Annotated in this window: 13 protein-coding genes; 4 read left to right on the forward strand and 9 right to left on the reverse strand. The window is 35.5% G+C overall.

The features are described 5' to 3' along the window. Positions 1-75: 75 nt before the first annotated feature. The 3 genes from ppx to AL499_RS09190 all read right to left on the reverse strand — a co-directional run bounded on the left by ppx (position 76) and on the right by AL499_RS09190 (position 4,783). Positions 76-1,614, reverse strand: a complete 1,539-nt coding sequence (gene ppx, locus AL499_RS09180; RefSeq protein WP_002492475.1) for an exopolyphosphatase — start codon at positions 1,612-1,614, stop codon at positions 76-78. 309 nt (positions 1,615-1,923) lie between these two features. After that, positions 1,924-3,471 carry an AbgT family transporter gene (locus tag AL499_RS09185; protein WP_002492453.1) on the reverse strand — a complete coding sequence of 516 codons (1,548 nt, stop codon included), beginning with the start codon at positions 3,469-3,471 and terminating at the stop codon, positions 1,924-1,926. 235 nt (positions 3,472-3,706) lie between these two features. Beyond that, positions 3,707-4,783: a M42 family metallopeptidase gene (locus tag AL499_RS09190; protein ID WP_002478655.1), complete on the reverse strand. Its 1,077-nt coding sequence runs from the start codon at positions 4,781-4,783 to the stop codon at positions 3,707-3,709. A 165-nt stretch (positions 4,784-4,948) separates the two neighbouring features. On the opposite strand from AL499_RS09190, the gene AL499_RS09195 reads away from it, so the two are divergent. Next, positions 4,949-5,404, forward strand: coding sequence for a DUF1307 domain-containing protein (locus tag AL499_RS09195; protein ID WP_002478656.1), 456 nt, complete (start codon positions 4,949-4,951; stop codon positions 5,402-5,404). A gap of 314 nt (positions 5,405-5,718) precedes the next feature. Here AL499_RS09195 and AL499_RS09200 read toward each other — a convergent pair whose 3' ends face one another. The 5 genes from AL499_RS09200 to AL499_RS09220 form a co-directional block, all read right to left on the reverse strand. After that, positions 5,719-6,999, reverse strand: a complete 1,281-nt coding sequence (locus tag AL499_RS09200; protein WP_037540450.1) for an O-acetylhomoserine aminocarboxypropyltransferase/cysteine synthase family protein — start codon at positions 6,997-6,999, stop codon at positions 5,719-5,721. 529 nt (positions 7,000-7,528) lie between these two features. Beyond that, positions 7,529-8,359, reverse strand: a complete 831-nt coding sequence (gene phnE, locus AL499_RS09205) for a phosphonate ABC transporter, permease protein PhnE (RefSeq protein ID WP_002492559.1) — start codon at positions 8,357-8,359, stop codon at positions 7,529-7,531. Beyond that, positions 8,356-9,162 carry a phosphonate ABC transporter, permease protein PhnE gene (gene phnE / locus AL499_RS09210; RefSeq protein ID WP_002492572.1) on the reverse strand — a complete coding sequence of 269 codons (807 nt, stop codon included), beginning with the start codon at positions 9,160-9,162 and terminating at the stop codon, positions 8,356-8,358. Before phnE (AL499_RS09210) ends, phnE (AL499_RS09205) begins: the two co-directional genes overlap by 4 nt. A gap of 1 nt (position 9,163) precedes the next feature. Next, positions 9,164-9,937 (reverse strand): phosphonate ABC transporter ATP-binding protein, encoded by a 774-nt coding sequence (phnC, locus tag AL499_RS09215; RefSeq protein ID WP_002460368.1) that lies wholly within the window; start codon positions 9,935-9,937, stop codon positions 9,164-9,166. Positions 9,938-10,062: 125 nt separating this feature from the next. After that, positions 10,063-11,016, reverse strand: a complete 954-nt coding sequence (locus AL499_RS09220) for a phosphate/phosphite/phosphonate ABC transporter substrate-binding protein (RefSeq protein ID WP_002460367.1) — start codon at positions 11,014-11,016, stop codon at positions 10,063-10,065. Positions 11,017-11,262: 246 nt separating this feature from the next. Here AL499_RS09220 and AL499_RS09225 point away from each other — a divergent pair, with 246 nt between their 5' ends. After that, the gene (locus tag AL499_RS09225; RefSeq protein ID WP_002492436.1) at positions 11,263-12,786 is read left to right on the forward strand and encodes a hypothetical protein; all 1,524 of its coding nucleotides are present in this window, start codon (positions 11,263-11,265) and stop codon (positions 12,784-12,786) included. A gap of 16 nt (positions 12,787-12,802) precedes the next feature. Continuing rightward, positions 12,803-14,341 carry a bifunctional metallophosphatase/5'-nucleotidase gene (locus AL499_RS09230; protein WP_002492393.1) on the forward strand — a complete coding sequence of 513 codons (1,539 nt, stop codon included), beginning with the start codon at positions 12,803-12,805 and terminating at the stop codon, positions 14,339-14,341. A 253-nt stretch (positions 14,342-14,594) separates the two neighbouring features. On the opposite strand, the gene AL499_RS09235 is transcribed toward AL499_RS09230, so the two are convergent. Then, positions 14,595-16,172 (reverse strand): FMN-binding glutamate synthase family protein, encoded by a 1,578-nt coding sequence (locus tag AL499_RS09235; RefSeq protein WP_002492398.1) that lies wholly within the window; start codon positions 16,170-16,172, stop codon positions 14,595-14,597. A 315-nt stretch (positions 16,173-16,487) separates the two neighbouring features. Here AL499_RS09235 and AL499_RS09240 point away from each other — a divergent pair, with 315 nt between their 5' ends. Then, entirely contained in the window at positions 16,488-17,252 is a 765-nt protein-coding gene (locus AL499_RS09240) for a CPBP family intramembrane glutamic endopeptidase (protein ID WP_002478662.1), read from the forward strand.

Below are 17,252 nucleotides of genomic sequence, written 5' to 3' on the forward strand. Positions count from 1 at the left end.
TCGTTTAGTCATAATTTTTGTTATATACGTACGTGCTATGGCAGTTTTACCTAACATAAAGATAGCATAAGAGTTTTAATATTTTGTAAAGGTGATGGCAACTTTACCCTTTAAGACTTTTTCTATATGTTTTTTTTGGCGCATTGCCTGATACTTTTCAGCAATAGGTTCACCTTTATGGTAAACGATGAGTTCAAAATCTTCTTCAGCTTTTTTCAATGGTTTCAATGAGACATCTTCTACAAAGCTTGTGTGTGAAATATTGAGTGCATTGACAAACTTAATAATGCCTCCAAGAATTTGAATGGTATCGATTTCTTTATTTCCAAACCAGTTTGTCTCAGTACAATAGAATTTTAGCAATGATTTATTTTTAAAGCTGGCAAGTAGGGCTAGTTTCACACGGTCTTTATGTGTATAACCATTAATCATTGAGTTCGCAATAATATAATAGCTATGCGGTGAGCTTGAATCTGAATCGATAAAGCTACCTAAGTAATAGATATACGCGCCTTCTTCAAACAATCGTTGCTCTTTATCGCTTAAATTGAACTCTGAATATTGCATGATCTGTGACAATAGGGATTTAGCTAATTTAAGTCGACTCGCAGAACTACTTTCTTCAATTTGATATTCATTCGCAAGAAAATGGATAGCTTCTTTACGAACGTTATATTTATCAAAAACATCTGTATAACGGTCACGAATTTGTTTAATGATGTAGCCTTCACGTAACCCATTTCTTGAAAATGTAAATTGAGTCGCGTTTACTTTTTTATACAATGCTTTAAATACGCAGACAGCTGGTAAAATAATATCAACTCTGTCACGACTCAGTCCATCTAGATTAGTTAAGTCATCGCGGTCACTTTTGCGTATGATATCTAGCACTTCCTCAATATCATTATTAGACATTGTGTAATTATGTACGCCACCAATTGGATATGAGTGTTCCGATTGATGAATACGAGCCACGTTTCGTGCAGAACCACCCACACCGACAAGGGCTACTTCTTTATCTTGTAGCCAAGATAATTCATCAAATTGTGAAGAGATGAATTTTTCCATATCTTTAATAGCTGATTTGTTGTTGTGCGCTTTATTTTCAAAAAACATACGTGTAAGTGTAACGACACCAAAAGGAAAACTATGTGATTCAACTAATTCCTTATTTTTAAATAATGTTACTTCGGTTGAACCACCACCAATATCAACGGATACACCGTTAGCAATTTCTGTTGTATGTGTAATGGCATAAAAGCCATAATAGGCTTCATCTAGTTCTGGAATGATTTTCATATCAATATTTAATTCTTTTTTGACCTGTTTGATGATGGCGTTTTTATTTTTAGATTGACGGATAGCTGCTGTTGCAATCGGATGTAACTCGGTAACGTTAAATTCTTGTGCAACTTTTTTAAAGCTTTTAAGCGCTTCAATGAGCACTTTAATACCATCTTTGCTCATTTCTTTTTTAGTTGTTAAGTACTGACTTAGTCTTGCCGGTGTTTTAATGTTTAGTATTTCATTCAAGCCAGCTGTTTTGCTAAATTTAAAAATGACTAATCTAATTGTGTTAGATCCTATGTCAATTAAGCCGATGCGTTCTTCCATTGTATCCTCCTATTGCCTTTGGATAGTCTATTAATTATGATTACCCTCTTTACTATTATTCTACATTAAAATCCTTGTTTTTATAATACATTAGTGGGAATTTTACTTGAATTTCATTGTATCTTTCTCGGAATAATTATTTTCAAATTGAAAATGAGGTGGGGCAACAAATAAAAGCACAAAGATGATTTGAAATAAAAAATCGTCTTTGTGCTTTTTTGATAATCCATACTTTGTGTTATGGGCTCGCTTAGGAGACAACTTGCTTGTCGAATTTTTTCTATATTTATGCCCAAACTGATTATACTGCTAATTTGCTTTTATTGGACCTCCAGGACCTACTGGAATGCCTAGTAAATACCAAATAATGAGAAAGAGCGTCCATACAATGGAAAGGACGATTGTGTATGGCATTAGGCTAGATAATAAGGAGCCGAGTTTCATATTTTTATCATATTTTTGCGCATATGTTAGCAGTAAAGGCATATACGGCATCATTGGCGTTATTGGATTGGTAATAGAGTCGCCAACGCGATAAATCATCTGGGTAAACGCAGGATGAAAACCAATTAACAGCATCATCGGAACAAAGATAGGTGCCAGAATACCCCATTTTGCAGAGGCACTGCCAATCACCATATTGACCAAGCCGCTTAATATTAAAATACCGATAATTAATACGATACCATGTTGACCTTGTAATAAATTTGCGCCTTTAACTGCCACGATAACACCTAAATTACTCCATTTTAAGAAAGCAAGCAATTGTGCAGCAAAGAACACGATCAGAATAAAAGAACTCATTGTAGCTAAAGAATCAGAAATCATCTTTCCTAAATCTTTAGTAGATTTGATTTGTTTACTAAGGACGCCATATATTACACCAGGAATCAGGAAAATGACGAGTATCACTAATCCTACGCCATTAATCAATGGCGAATTATCGATGAGACTACCTGTCTTTGGATTACGCAACCAGCTGCCTTCAGGAATAGCGCAAATAATTAATGCGACAACTAGAACGATAAATGAGATATTTGCCCAGCGTAATGCACGTTGTTCAATCGGTGTAACCGTTGATGAAGGTTGGTCTGTATCATCTAACTCAGCCTGACTATCATCGTATTTACCTAAGTGCGGTATTACTAATTTTGTTGTTGTAAAATACAACGTAGGTATGAGCATAAAGACGCTTGCGGCAATAAAGTACCAATTCATAGCAACATTGGTGTTCACTTTATCTGTCACAATTTTAGTGGCTGGATTTGTAAATGCATACACTAATGCATCTTGCATGCCAATAATTAAGTTTGCGCCAAAGCCACCTAATGAAGAAGCATATGCCATGGCTAGACCAGCAATAGGGTGATAGCCAATTTTAATGAATAACATTGCAGCTAAGGGTGGTAAAATGACGGTCGTCGCATCACCAGCAATACTGCCCATAATACCGATAAATATAATTGTTGGCAGGATGAGCTTTTTAGACGCATGATTAACGACTGATATTAAAAGCTTGTCAAAGTAGCCAGATTTTTCTGCTGCGCCAATACCAATCATTACAGCTAATACGAGTCCAAGCGCAGGAAATTCTGAAAAGTTCTTAATGGCATCATTCATAATCATAGCAATACCGTCAGTACTGATGATGCTTTTTATATGAATCGTATGGCCATTACCAGGATGTTTGACTGATACATTGAACCAAGAAATGACCCAAGTCATTACGGCTAATAGTACACACATCATAAAGAATAACACTGCAGGGTCAGGAAGTTTATTTCCAACCCATTCCACGCCATTTAAAAATCTTGTGATAAACGATGCTTTCTCTTTACGTTTCACACTTGAGGGCATGTCATCATCCTCCTTTAAGATAACACCCAGTATATCAAATTCAATAACTAAATAAGCGAATATTCCGATATTTTATAATTTGTTTTACTTATAGTGTGTAATAGCACATAATAATATGATTTAATTTTAATCTTTTAAAAGATGATTGGTCTTTGGAACAATATAAAAGAAGATGACTTTAGAAAAAACACGTCTGACAGCGTATGAGGATGTCAAACGTGTTGACCCAAGTAACTTACCACACAATTTGTTGATAGGTCTCGTCATTTAAAGAACGAACAATTTCAGTAATAAGTCGAACTGAGTTTTCATAATCATCTGTATGTAAAACAGAGACATTAGAATGCATGTAACGCAAGGCTACACCAATTGTGATAGTTGGAATGCCTTCATTTGCGACGTGAATACTACCGGCATCGGTACCACCACCTGGTGTAGTATCCCATTGAACACTGATATAATGCTTTTTCGCAACTTCTTTAATATGTTGACGTAAGCCTTGATGTGCTATGCTTGAGGCATCCATCATAATTACTACAGGACCATTACCTAGTGCGGTTTCACTTGTTTGACCCGACATACCAGGAATATCATAAGGTACACATACATCAACTGCGATAGCTAAATCGGGTTTAATGGTTTGAGCTGCCACTTTAGCACCACGTAAACCTACTTCTTCTTGGACTGTAGCACCTGCGTACAGATTAATGCCAAGGTTTTCATCTTTAAGGTTTTTTAATACTTCAACTGCTACAGCACAGCCATAACGATTATCAAATGCTTTAGCCGTCAAATATTTACTGTTGGCTAATGTTTCAAATTCACTATATGGCGTAATCATATTTCCTACTTCGATACCATGCTGCTCAACATCTTCACGGCTGCGTGCACCAATATCAATAAACATGTCTTTAATATCAACAGCCTTTTTACGCTCTTCAGCTTCAAGGACATGGGGCGGTTTAGAACCAATAATGCCTCGTATTTCTTGTCCTTGATCCGTTGTAATTGTCACTTTTTGCGATAGCATGACTTGGCTCCACCAGCCACCAATGGGTTGAAACTTAATAAAGCCTTCATTATCAATTTTCGTAACAATAAAGCCAATTTCATCTAAATGACCTGCTAACATAATCGACTTAGTTCCATACGTAGCTTCTCTTTTACCAAAAATGCCACCCAAATGATCTTCAATGATACTATCACTAATTGGGTTTAGATAATCTCTCATTGTTTCTTTAACTTGCATTTCTTGACCAGCGATACCATTAACATCGGTTAATGTCTTTAATAATTCTATCGACGCTTTCATATGTATAACCCCCTAAGCTTGGAATAACTACATTGTAACATGTTTTGTTTTAGAAAATAAAAGTATATAGAATTTTCAAAAAATGCATAATAATCATTACATACAAGTTCTAAATTTTTTATATAGTGGTATAATAAAATAAACTAAAAATGAGCAGGTGAAGGTATGAAGAAGTTTATAGCAATGATAGCCATTGTTGTTATTACAATAGTGACTTTATCAGCATGTGATAAAGAGCGCACAAAGACATATGAAGGGGACATTGATGGTAAGCATGTCATTACTTCATTAACCTATAAAAATAATAAAGTGATATCACAATCAACAATAAGCACTTTAAAATATGATGACATGGGCTTATCAGAAAAAGAAGGAAAAGCATTATTTAAGAAACACAAAGCTTTAGAAAATGCTAAAGGCGTCGACTACCGTTTAACGAGTGAGCGGGATAAAATAGACGAAAAAGTAGATATCGATTATAACAAAGCAGATATCCAAAAAATAAAACGCAACTTCGACTTATTTTCATACGACAAAAACAACCACAAAGTCAACATGGAAAACAGCGTCAAATACCTCAAAAAACTAGGCTTCGAAGAAAAAAGCAAAATGACCAAATAGGGGCCAACAAAGAGAATTTCGAGAAGAAATTCACCAGGCAAAGCAAGTTGGGGTGGGGCCCCAACAAAGAGAAATGTACCAAGTATTTCAAAAAGATATTATTTTTGATAAGTACTTAAATGACGTTTGGCAATTTAAAATAAAATTAAAACAAATTTAAAGTGACTCTCCAACATGTGTATTTCTTGCAATTTACGTGTTGGAGAGTCTTTTATATAACTTATACATTATATTTTTAGAGATTATAAATAGAAAAACTAAGATTATCTATGGCAAAAACGTTTATAATAGATAACCTTAGTATATTTTAATGCTTAAACGGTTTCTAATGCTTGTGCTAAATCATTAATAATATCATCAGCATTTTCAGTGCCAATTGATAAACGAACCATTTCAGGTAATACGCCTGACTTGCGTTGTTCTTCCTCAGATAATTGTAAATGTGTTGTGCTTGCAGGATGAATAACTAGTGATTTAGAGTCTCCCACATTTGCTAAAAGTGAGAAAAGATCTAATGCATCGACAAAACGTGAAATATCTTCAACGCTATCATCAACACCAAATGTTAAGATGGCGCCTTGACCTTTAGGTAAATATTTTTCTGCCAAAGCATGATATTTGTTATTAACTAAACCAGGATAATTTACCCAAGTTACTTTAGGATGTTGATCTAAAAATTGTGCGACTTTGAGTGCATTTGCGGAGTGACGTTCCATGCGTAAATGCAAAGTCTCTAAACCAATTAAGAATTCATGCACATTGTAAGGTGATACGGCTGAGCCTAAATCACGTAAAAGTTGGACACGTGCTTTTGTAATATAAGCAGCTTCACCTACATCTTTTGTATAAGAAACACCGTGATAACTTTCATCTGGTTCAACTAAACCAGGGAATTTACCATTGTCCCAATTAAATTTGCCACTATCTACAATAATACCACCAATAGACGTACCATGACCGCCAATAAATTTTGTAGCTGAATGTATCACGATGTCCGCACCAAATTCAAAAGGTCGGCATAAATATGGTGAGGCGAATGTATTATCAATAATTAGTGGGATGCCATGTTGGTGTGCGACATCAGCGACTGCTGTAATATCTAATACATCAATTTTAGGATTACCCATCGTTTCAGCATATATTGCTTTTGTGTTGTCATTAATTTGTGCTGCAAAGTTTTCAGGGTGGTCAGGGTCAACAAAATGGACCGTAATGCCAAGCTTTTTAAAAGTGACATTTAATAAGTTGTATGAACCACCGTAAAGGTTAGATGAAGCAACGATTTCATCACCAGCATTGACAATATTTAATAATGCCAATGTAATTGCAGCTTGGCCTGACGATGTAGCCAGTGCGCCAATACCACCCTCAAGCGCTGCAACGCGTTCTTCGAATACATTTTGGGTTGGGTTCATAATACGTGTGTAAATATTGCCAGGTTGTGCTAATGCGAATAAATCTTGGGCATGTTGTGTATTATCAAAGACATAACTAGATGTTTGATAAATAGGTACTGCACGTGATTTTGAAAAATCGTCAATCTCTTGTCCGGCATGTATCGTTTGAGTTTCAAAATGCCAATTTTGGTTTGTCATAGAAGGACCTCCATTTATTATTAGAATATTCAGATAATTAAGAACATCATTATTATAACGCACACTTATACTAATTCCAACTTATTTTGTAAGAATTTAAAACTTAAGTATAGATTAGAAAGAAAAATGTTTCGGACAAAAAAGAAACATCAAAATACATATATCATTTGAATGTATTCAAATTGAGTTTTTATTAATAGTATATGTTGCGTCCTATTAGAATCATTCATAAGGGTCTTCGTTCATTTCGCTTAGTGGTATTTATTAAATTATACGAAAATGCCTTATTTTTTAAAAGTATGTTGATATAAAATTACATATAAATATGACGTATTTTGGCGAGACTCCTGTGGGAACAGGACAAGCTGAAGCTGTCCCCTAAGAAGGTGAGCCAACAATTTTGACGTAGAGCCTAAAAATAAGGAGTATTAAATATAAAGAAAGCACAAAGATGATTTTTAATTTTAAACCATCTTTGTGCTATTACCTTGGAAATTATGTTCCAGCTTGATATGATCAATGTTTTAAGTTATACAATTCGTTTACGGATTGCGCCGGAGATTAAATCAACAATCGCAACCATTATCACTAAGCCAATTAAAATGATTCCAACACGATCCCAAGATCGTGTTTGTAAAGCAAAGATTAATGGTGTACCAATACCGCCTGCACCAATTAATCCTAAAATTGATGCTGAACGCAAATTAAGCTCAAAACGATACAGAATTAATGATAAAAATGACGGTAATATTTGTGGTATAACAGCAAATACTAATGTCTTTGTCTTATTAGCACCGCTTGCCTTTAATGACTCCACAGAAGTGAAATCTAAGCTTTCAATGTCTTCTACAAAGAGTTTTCCTAGCATTCCAACTGAGTGAATACCTAAAGCAAGAACCCCAGAGAAGGAGCCAGGCCCTACAGCTTTAATAAAGATGAGTGCCATGACAATTTCAGGGAAGACACGAATAACACTTAAAATAAATTTCATTGTGCCTGTCACTGGTCGTAGTTTGACTAAGTTATTGGCTCCTAAAAATGCGAATGGAATACAAATAATTGCTGCAATAAAAGTACCAATGACAGCAATGGCAAAGGTTTCTAGCAGACCGCGTAATAAATCTTCTCCTTCAGGTATATAAATATATCCTAAATCTGGATGGAATAATCCTGAAAAAATTGCTTTTAAGATTTCTACAGATTTGCTTTTCAATTCAAGGGCTGGCATACCAGCAAATCCCCATATCACAATGAGGGCAACCACGATGGCGATAACCCAGCGTTTAATCACACGTTGCTTTTGTCTCTTAGTGCTTAAATTATATTTAGGTGATTGAAAAGTTTGTGGCTCGTGTGTCATGCGAGTTGTTCCCTCACTTTCGAACTCACATAGTCAATAATAACAACAATGACTAAAGTGAATAAAATAATCATAGCTGTACGAGGGTACTGGAATAAGCCGAGTGTTGAGTCATAGAACAAGCCAATACCACCTGCGCCAACCAGTCCTAATACAGCAGAAGCACGAATATTAATTTCAAATGCAAATAATACATATGAAAAATATGTAGAAATAATTTGTGGCACGACGCCAAAAACAATCCATTTAGTTTTATTTGCGCCAACTGCAGTCATGGCTTCCATTGGGCCAGGTTCAATGGTTTCAATTGCTTCGTATAATAACTTGGCTATAACACAAATTGTTAAGATGAATAGGGCAAGTACCCCTGGAATTTGACCAATACCAAATACAGCAACAAAGATAGCAGCTAATAATAAATCAGGTATTGTTCGAACAATGTTCAAAATAAATCGTGCAGGAATGGTAATCCATTTTGTACGGATAATATTACTGGCACAAATTAATGCGATAGGAACAGAAACGATAGCACCTAAAAATGTCCCAACGATTGCCATGCGAATCGTATCTAACATTGGTTGCCAAATTGCTTTTAAATAACTCCATTCAGGAGGAAACATTTGTTTGAAAAAGTCTCCGATTTGAGGCACACCCACCATTAAATCCGAGAAGCTAAAGCCCGTATACACGAAACTCCAAATGACTAAGATGGCAACGATTAGTATAGAAAAGCTTGTCTTTAATGATAGTTTTTTATTTAAATATTTATCATATTTATTTGTAGATGTAGCTGGAGATGTCATTTTAATTCACTCCTAGCTTTTCGTCGGCTTTTAATTGACGACCATAGATTTCATTAAATACTTCTTCAGTGGCTTCTTCAGCGGGACCATCATATACGAGTTCACCATCGCGCAACCCTATAATTCTCGTACCATATTCTAGCGCTAAATCGACAAAGTGAAGATTAATTAAAATTGTAATACCTAATTCTTCATTGATTTTCTTTAAATCATCCATTACTTGCTTTGTTGTTAGTGGGTCAAGTGAAGCAACTGGTTCATCCGCTAGAATGATAGAAGGTTCTTGGGCGAGCGCGCGCGCAATCGAAATACGTTGTTGTTGACCACCTGATAGTTCATCCGAGCGTTGATCAAATTTATCCAAAATATTGACGCGTTCTAATGCATCCATTGCTTTTATTTTATCTTCTTTAGGAAATAGGCCTAAAATCATTTTCCAGGTAGGATGATAACCAACTCGGCCACTTAAGACGTTACGCAATACGGTAGAGCGCTTTACTAAGTTAAAATGTTGAAATATCATGCCGATATTACGACGCATCAACAGTAGTGATTTTCCTTTTGCTTGTGTAATTGATTTTCCTTCAATTGTAATATCCCCTGATGTGACATCATGTAGGCGATTGACAGAACGTAGTAGTGTAGATTTACCTGCGCCTGATAATCCAACGATGACTGCAAAATCTCCTTTTTCGATATTTAAATTAATATCTTTCAAGCCGACATGTCCATTCGGATAGACTTTGCTCACATCTTTAAACTCTATTTGACTCATGTTATAACACCTTTCTCTAATAAGGTTCACTTTGTATAAAGTTATAAAGAAAAGCTATGCCAAAATTTGGCTTAGCTTTTCAATTGACGTTCTTTATCTATGATTCAGTAGAAAATAACAACCAATTATTGCATATCTTTTACTTTTTTCTCGTATTCTCTAACAATATCGAAGTCAGAATCTTTCGCATCTGTATATCCTTCATGTGAATATACTTCACTGATGATTTTATGACCTTCTTTAGTTTTTGAGATATCTTTAAATGCTTTTTTCAATTTTTTTTGGAAATCTTTATCCATATCTGGTCTAACTGAAATTGTATCGTTTGGAATTGGTTTTGTTAATTCTAAAATCTTTGTATCTTTGAATACATTTGGTTGGTCTTTTTTAACGACATTACGTGCATCTTGGAATACTGCTGCAGCATCCACATCGCCATTTAATAATGAAATAATCGATTGGTCATGACCTTTCATATTGACGATTTTCATATCTTTTGTTGCGTCAATACCAGCTTTTTCTTTCAATGTAGCAATTGGGAAAGTATAACCAGCTGTAGATGTGACGTCTTGTAATGCAATTTTTTTCCCTTTTAAGTCTTTTAAGCTTTTAATGCCTGAATCTTTTTTAACTAAGATTTCTGATTTGTAGTCCTTAACAAGCTTTTTCGTAGGTGATCCATCTTTGTTCACACCAAAGCGTTGTGCTTGTAATAACAAGTCAGCAGCTTTCTGATCATGTGCTAATGTGTATGCGGTTGGTGGTAAGAAACCAACATCGACTTTTTTCGATTTCATCGCTTCAACAATCGTGTTGTAGTTTGTAGATACGGATACTTTTACTGGAATGTCTAATTCTTTGGATAGTAGCTTTTCAAGTGGTTTTGCTTTTGCTTCTAATTTATCCGCATTTTGAGATGGTACAAATTGGACCGTTAATTCTTTTGGTTTGTAGTTACCTTTGCCTGATTCTGAGTTGGAACTTTTGGAATTGTTATCTAAAGAACTGTTACCTCCACAAGCAGCTGCAAAGATAACCACCGATAACACGAGTAGTAGAAGATATTTAACGTGTTTCATATAATAACATTGCCCCCATTCACTATTTTGCAATATGTATCTATGTCTTTAATATCGACAATTATAGAGTAGCACACTATACTATATGTTATGTGTAGATTTCGTTAACTTTTTGTTAAAATTAAATAAAAATTATTTAAAATCGGTAAAGATATATAAAATATCATTAATAGTAACCCGTTTGTGTGTGATTTTTAATATACTGCTGGTGTGTGAAAATAAGTTAATAAAAGGAGTTAGACAAGTATGAAAATGATAAAAGTGGTAAGCTCTACTATAGTTGCCTCAGCATTAGCATTATCCATGTTTCCATCTACACAAGCAGCTGAAACGAATACAGCTTCACGCACAGTTCTATTTGATAATTCTCATGGACAAACTGCTGGCGCGGCTGATTGGGTTATTGATGGTGGTTTTTCTGATTATGCGGATTCAATGAAGAAACAAGGTTTTGCTGTTAAATCACTAGATGGGGAAGCAAATATTAGTCAAGAGTCATTAAAAAATAGTGATATTTTAGTCATACCAGAAGCGAATATTCCATTTAAGACGAATGAACAACAAGCCATTGTGAATTTTGTAAATCATGGTGGAAGTATCATTTTTATCTCAGACCATTACAATGCAGATAGAAATTTAAACCGCATTGATTCTTCTGAAGCTATGAATGGCTATCGTCGTGGTGCCTATGCGGATATGACCAAGGATATGGATCAAGGAGAGAAACAATCTAAAGCAATGGCAGGTGTTTCAAGCTCAGACTGGTTAGCCCAAAATTTTGGTGTGCGTTTCCGTTATAATGCTTTAGGGGATTTGAATACATCTAATCTTGTCTCAAGCGATGAAAGTTTTGGCATTACTAAAGGCGTTAAATCTGTGTCTATGCATGCTGGTTCAACACTTGCTATTACAGATCCTAAAAAAGCAAAAGGAATTGTATACACACCTGATCACTTAGGTAACAATGCGAAATGGAGTCATGCAGTTGACCAAGGTGTTTATAATGGTGGAGGTAAAGCTGAAGGTGCCTATATTGCTATTGCAAAGGTAGGTAAAGGAAAAGCTGCCTTTATTGGAGACTCCTCATTGGTAGAAGATAGTTCTCCAAAATATTTACGTGAAGACACGGGTAAAACAAAGAAAACGTATGATGGTTTTAAAGAAGAAGATAACGCACAATTGTTGAATAATTTAACTTCTTGGTTAAGTAAGAAAGAATCAACACCGAATTTAGCTAAAAGTGGTGTAAAATTAGATAAAGCGACTGTGTTACATGATTTTGAACAGCCACAAAATTCAACAGAACCGCAAAAAGAACCATGGTCACAACCACCTGAAGGTTATCATTGGTACGATCGATCAACGTTTGCGCCTGGTAGTTATGGCAGTACAAAATCTACTAAAGCTGATGGTGATAAACAACCAGGAGACCAACCGGCTGTGCAAAATGTAGCCTTTGCTATTCCTAAAGATGTGCAAGCTAACACGCCATTTAACATCACGATCAATTTGTCACAATTACCGGCTAACCAATCATTAGATAATTTGAAATTAGGAATTTATCAAGATGGTGGTAAACAAATCGGTCAATTTTCAACGGATGGTAAATCATATAGTAATATCGGCTATGGTTCACTTCCAACCATTAAAATCAATAAAGATGGCACAGCTTCAGTGACGATTTCAGCAAAGGTAACGGAGTCTTTAAAAGGGGCTAATATACGGTTAAAGCAAGGAGATAAAACCCTTAAAACTGAAAAATTGAAGTAATGGAGGACAACATGCGATGACACAACTTGCATTTTACATTTTAAGTGATATACATGGTTATATTTTCCCAACAGATTTTAAACAGACAAAAGGTTATAAACCGATGGGGCTATTATTGGCGAACCACATAATTGAACAAGATCGTCAGCGCTATGATGCTAGCTTTAAAATAGATAATGGTGATTTTTTACAAGGTTCACCTTTTTGTCATTACCTTGCTACACATATACATTCTAGCAAGCCATTGACGGATATCTATAATCGTATTGGTTTTGACTTTGGTACATTAGGAAACCATGAATTTAACTATGGTCTCAACTATTTAACTCAAAGTATCAATCGCTTAAATTATCCAATCCTTTGTGCCAATATTTTAAAAGATAATAAACCATTAACAGAACAAGGAATCATGTATATTAAGAAGCAAGGATACAATATTGGTATTATTGGTTTAACGACACAATATATTCCACATTGGGAACGACCAGAGTATATTCAACACTTAACATTTAATAGTGCAGTTCAAACGTTAGAGGACATATTACCTCAAGTACGTGAACAGGCTGATATCGTAGTTGTTAGTTATCATGGGGGCTTTGAACGTAACATTGACACGTATCAACCAACTGAAGTATTAACTGGAGAAAATGAAGCGTCTGAGATATTGCAGCGCTTTGGGTCGGACATTGACGTGCTTATTACGGGGCATCAACACCGTGAAATTGCTGCTATCAAGCATGATACAGTTATTCTACAACCAGGAACACGTGCGACACAAATTGGTAAAGTTACGCTAACATTCAATGATCGAAGACAATTGGTTCAGCGTACAAGTGAACTGTTGCCAGTGCACGATGACAGCGCTTTTAAATTAACCGATAAAGATAGTCAATTAATGAGTGATGTGGACACGTGGTTAGATACGCCGATTGCTGAAATTCAGCAGAATATGATTGTTGACGAGCCATTTACTGCAAGAATTGCACCGCACCCTTTTATTAATGTGTTACTACATGCATTATTACAAACAAGTGGCGCTCAAATAGCAAGTACGGCATTATTTGATTCTGCGACTGGCTTTGATAAGACCATTACAATGCGTGATATTATCAATAACTATCCGTTTCCAAATACGTTTAAAGTATTAGAGATGACGGGTAAGGGCATTCGTGAAGCATTAGAACAATCAGCACGCTATTTTGATCTTACGGACAGCGGGGATGTAGGTATTAATGACACGTTTTTAAATCCTAAACCGCAACATTATAACTATGATATATTTGGAGGCGTATCATATAATATTAAAGTGAGCGAGCCTATGGGGCATCGCGTGCATGATATTAAAGTGGAAGGACAGCCATTAGTCGAAGATAAGATCTATACCGTTTGTGTAAACAATTATCGTGCTGTAGGTGGCGGTGATTATAACATGTTTGCAGAAGCAAAGGTGGTTAAAGATATACAAGTGGAGGGTGCACAGCTATTAATCGATTATCTAACGCACCACAATTTAAATAACATGCCACAAGTTGTGGATTTTAAAGTAGAAATATAATTCAGTAATAACTATGAGCCTGGGACATCATTATGTTTTAGGCTATGAATGCCATATATTGGCAGTCGTTGACTGGATTGAAAATATGCGTATACCAAGCTTTTTCAATCCTAGTCAATCTTGCCGGGGCGGGACTACGAATTCATAATGAATTCTGTCCCGCTCCTTTATTTTTGGCTTTGTTTATATTTTATTGTGAGACTTACTAATGCTTATTACATGTTGTAAAAAGAAATGTTTAACGCTTCTTAACTTATGGCTCCAGAAGTTTAAGTTTGTATGTGTCTATGCTTTGTAACTTGCCATTTTGTTGTTGATGTATGATGTGTTGTGCTGTGATATTTGTTGGATTGTTAACACCAACTGCTGCTGCGATGTTGTATAAGCCTTCATGTAGACTTGTGATGTAATTGGTTACGCGAAATGTTTTTTCTTCTACAATGAGCGCTTTTTCCTTTTTAGGATCTGTCGTAGCAACACCTACTGGACATGTGTTGAGGTGACATTGTTGACTCATAATGCAGCCGACACTAATCATCATGCCTCGAGCAATATTAACTAAATCAGCGCCTAATCCGAGTGCAATGGCGATTTTGTCGGGTGTGATTAGCTTGCCTGAAGCAAAAATCTTAATTTTATCCCGTATACCATAGCGTTCAAGCATGCCAGACACAATAGGAAGTGCTGTAAATAATGGTAGGCCAACGCCATCTTGTAATTCTTGAAAAGTAGCGCCCGTACCACCTTCGCCACCATCAACAGTAATAAAACTAGGATACTTATCTAAACGTATCATTTCTTTCACTAATGTTTCAATTTCATCAACATGACTCACTACAATTTTAAAGCCAACTGGTTTTTGTCCAAGCTGTTTAAGTTCATCAACAAAAGTGATTAATTCTGCTGCATTTGAAATAAAGTTAAAACGGTTTGGTGAATTAATTGTTTGAAACGGTTTGACATTGCGTATTTGTGCAATCTCTTCAGTCACTTTATTTCCTTCCATATGACCGCCACGGGTCTTGGCACCTTGTGCAAGTTTAAGCTCAAATGCTTTGATTGCCGATTGATTCACTAATTTTACAAATTCATCTTTACTAAAATTTCCCTCTTGATCACGGACACCAAAAAGGCCAGGTCCTATTTGAAAAATAATATCCCCACCACCGGACAAATGATAATCAGATAAGCCACCTTCACCTGTGTTCATCCATGTGCCAGCACGTGCTAACCCCTGAGATAGTGCTGTTATGGCACGTTGACCTAATGCACCATAACTCATGCCAGATTGTCCAACTAAACGTTTAACGATGAACGGATGTGCTAAATCATTGCCGATGACGACAGCATGCTGATCATCAAGTTGAAATGGTTTAATATCAGCTGGTTTGCGATGTTCGTCTCGTTTAAATAACCGCTCATTATCAACTTGATAAATAAATGTAGAAATCATATGTTGGTTATCAATAACTAGTTCAGTTGACTGTAATGGAAACATTGCATTTTGTATGTAAAACCCATGTTCATAGTGCTTCAACGTACCAAAACTGGTCATTCTTGAGTTATATTTTCCGGCAATAACAATATTTTTATAGTCGACACGTGAGAACGGCTTGCCTTCGGTATCATTAGCATATAAGTATTGACGCATTTCGGGACCAATTTTTTCTGAAAAATAACGAATTCTTCCTAATAAAGGGAAGTTCCTTAATACGCTATGTTGTTTCTGATGTTTGTCTTTAAAGAGTAACCACAGCCCTAATAAAACAACGAATAATAGACAGCTTACTATAATAACATTTACAATAAATTGCATTGTTGTTAATATCATTCTTTATCCCCCCGTTATCTCTGTAATGATTATTGTACATTATTTATATGGAAAAACAATGTAATGTTCCACTAATATAAGGATACAAGTTAATGATCATTAAGCATAAAAGTAGTACAACGTTTAAATATGACATATGAGAAATATAGTGACTGTCTATTTTTTAAAGTTGATTTACTTATTTTTTAATGTCAAAATAATTAACATTTTCATAATTTAAGGAACATGGTAAAGTGAAATGTGAACAATACGCGGAGCATGGTATCAGCACGATGTTGGTAGCCATGTGATAGCTTCAAATGAATGAGGTGACCTATGCAGACATTAAATACATATAATACACGACAACCCATTGATGCGCACGTAAAGAAACGATTGTTTTGGGTAATTCCAGTTTATGTCTTCTTAAAGGTTCTCATGCCTATCATCATAGTATTTGGCGTCTATGGTATCTGGGCGGTATTAACACAAGATAAACCAACACAAGTTATTTATCCCATTGTATTAACATTGAGTTTCATTGTTGCGGAAATTGTGACGTTGAAATGCTTTTTCTTCTTGTATCAGCAGAAATTAAGAACAATTTATCAACGTTTAAGTAGTGATATCAAACCTATGCTATGGCCAATCGTCATTGTAAGTTGTTTAACATTATTGGCTTATTATGGCGGTCAATGTATAGCACATCATCTTAACCAACCTTGGGGGTTTCAACACAGTCAATCTGAGCAGTACTTATCTGGTATGTTTACGCATCCTCATGCATTACCATTTGTCTGGGTATCGATGGTTGTCTTAAGGCCGTTGGTTGAAGAACTGATTTTTCGCCATTTATTCATACACGAATTAGCGAAGTGCATACCCATGGTAGTTGCCATGATATTCAGCATCATTGCCGATGTTGTAGCTCATTCCTATCATTATCATTCTGTTCTGGAAATTGGAATTTACAGCCTTATTCCTATAGGTGCTGTTATCATATATAGATGGTCACAACAAAATTTATTAGCAGCATATGTATATCATAGTATGACGCAATGTATCATCTTTCTAGTGCTTAGCTACCAAAGTTATCTTTAA

This window comes from Staphylococcus lugdunensis (assembly GCF_001558775.1).
Lineage (GTDB): Bacteria > Bacillota > Bacilli > Staphylococcales > Staphylococcaceae > Staphylococcus > Staphylococcus lugdunensis.

What these genes read in the sequence shown, in the direction of transcription:
- AL499_RS09225 (WP_002492436.1), top strand. Translation starts at nt 11,263, where the DNA reads ATGAAAATGATAAAAGTGGTAAGCTCTACTATAGTTGCCTCAGCATTA.
- AL499_RS09190 (WP_002478655.1), bottom strand. Translation starts at nt 4,783, where the DNA reads ATGAAAGCGTCGATAGAATTATTAAAGACATTAACCGATGTTAATGGT.
- AL499_RS09235 (WP_002492398.1), bottom strand. Translation starts at nt 16,172, where the DNA reads ATGATATTAACAACAATGCAATTTATTGTAAATGTTATTATAGTAAGC.
- AL499_RS09185 (WP_002492453.1), bottom strand. Translation starts at nt 3,471, where the DNA reads ATGCCCTCAAGTGTGAAACGTAAAGAGAAAGCATCGTTTATCACAAGA.
- AL499_RS09200 (WP_037540450.1), bottom strand. Translation starts at nt 6,999, where the DNA reads ATGACAAACCAAAATTGGCATTTTGAAACTCAAACGATACATGCCGGA.
- AL499_RS09195 (WP_002478656.1), top strand. Translation starts at nt 4,949, where the DNA reads ATGAAGAAGTTTATAGCAATGATAGCCATTGTTGTTATTACAATAGTG.
- phnE (WP_002492572.1), bottom strand. Translation starts at nt 9,162, where the DNA reads ATGACATCTCCAGCTACATCTACAAATAAATATGATAAATATTTAAAT.
- ppx (WP_002492475.1), bottom strand. Translation starts at nt 1,614, where the DNA reads ATGGAAGAACGCATCGGCTTAATTGACATAGGATCTAACACAATTAGA.
- phnC (WP_002460368.1), bottom strand. Translation starts at nt 9,937, where the DNA reads ATGAGTCAAATAGAGTTTAAAGATGTGAGCAAAGTCTATCCGAATGGA.
- AL499_RS09240 (WP_002478662.1), top strand. Translation starts at nt 16,488, where the DNA reads ATGCAGACATTAAATACATATAATACACGACAACCCATTGATGCGCAC.
- phnE (WP_002492559.1), bottom strand. Translation starts at nt 8,359, where the DNA reads ATGACACACGAGCCACAAACTTTTCAATCACCTAAATATAATTTAAGC.
- AL499_RS09230 (WP_002492393.1), top strand. Translation starts at nt 12,803, where the DNA reads ATGACACAACTTGCATTTTACATTTTAAGTGATATACATGGTTATATT.
- AL499_RS09220 (WP_002460367.1), bottom strand. Translation starts at nt 11,016, where the DNA reads ATGAAACACGTTAAATATCTTCTACTACTCGTGTTATCGGTGGTTATC.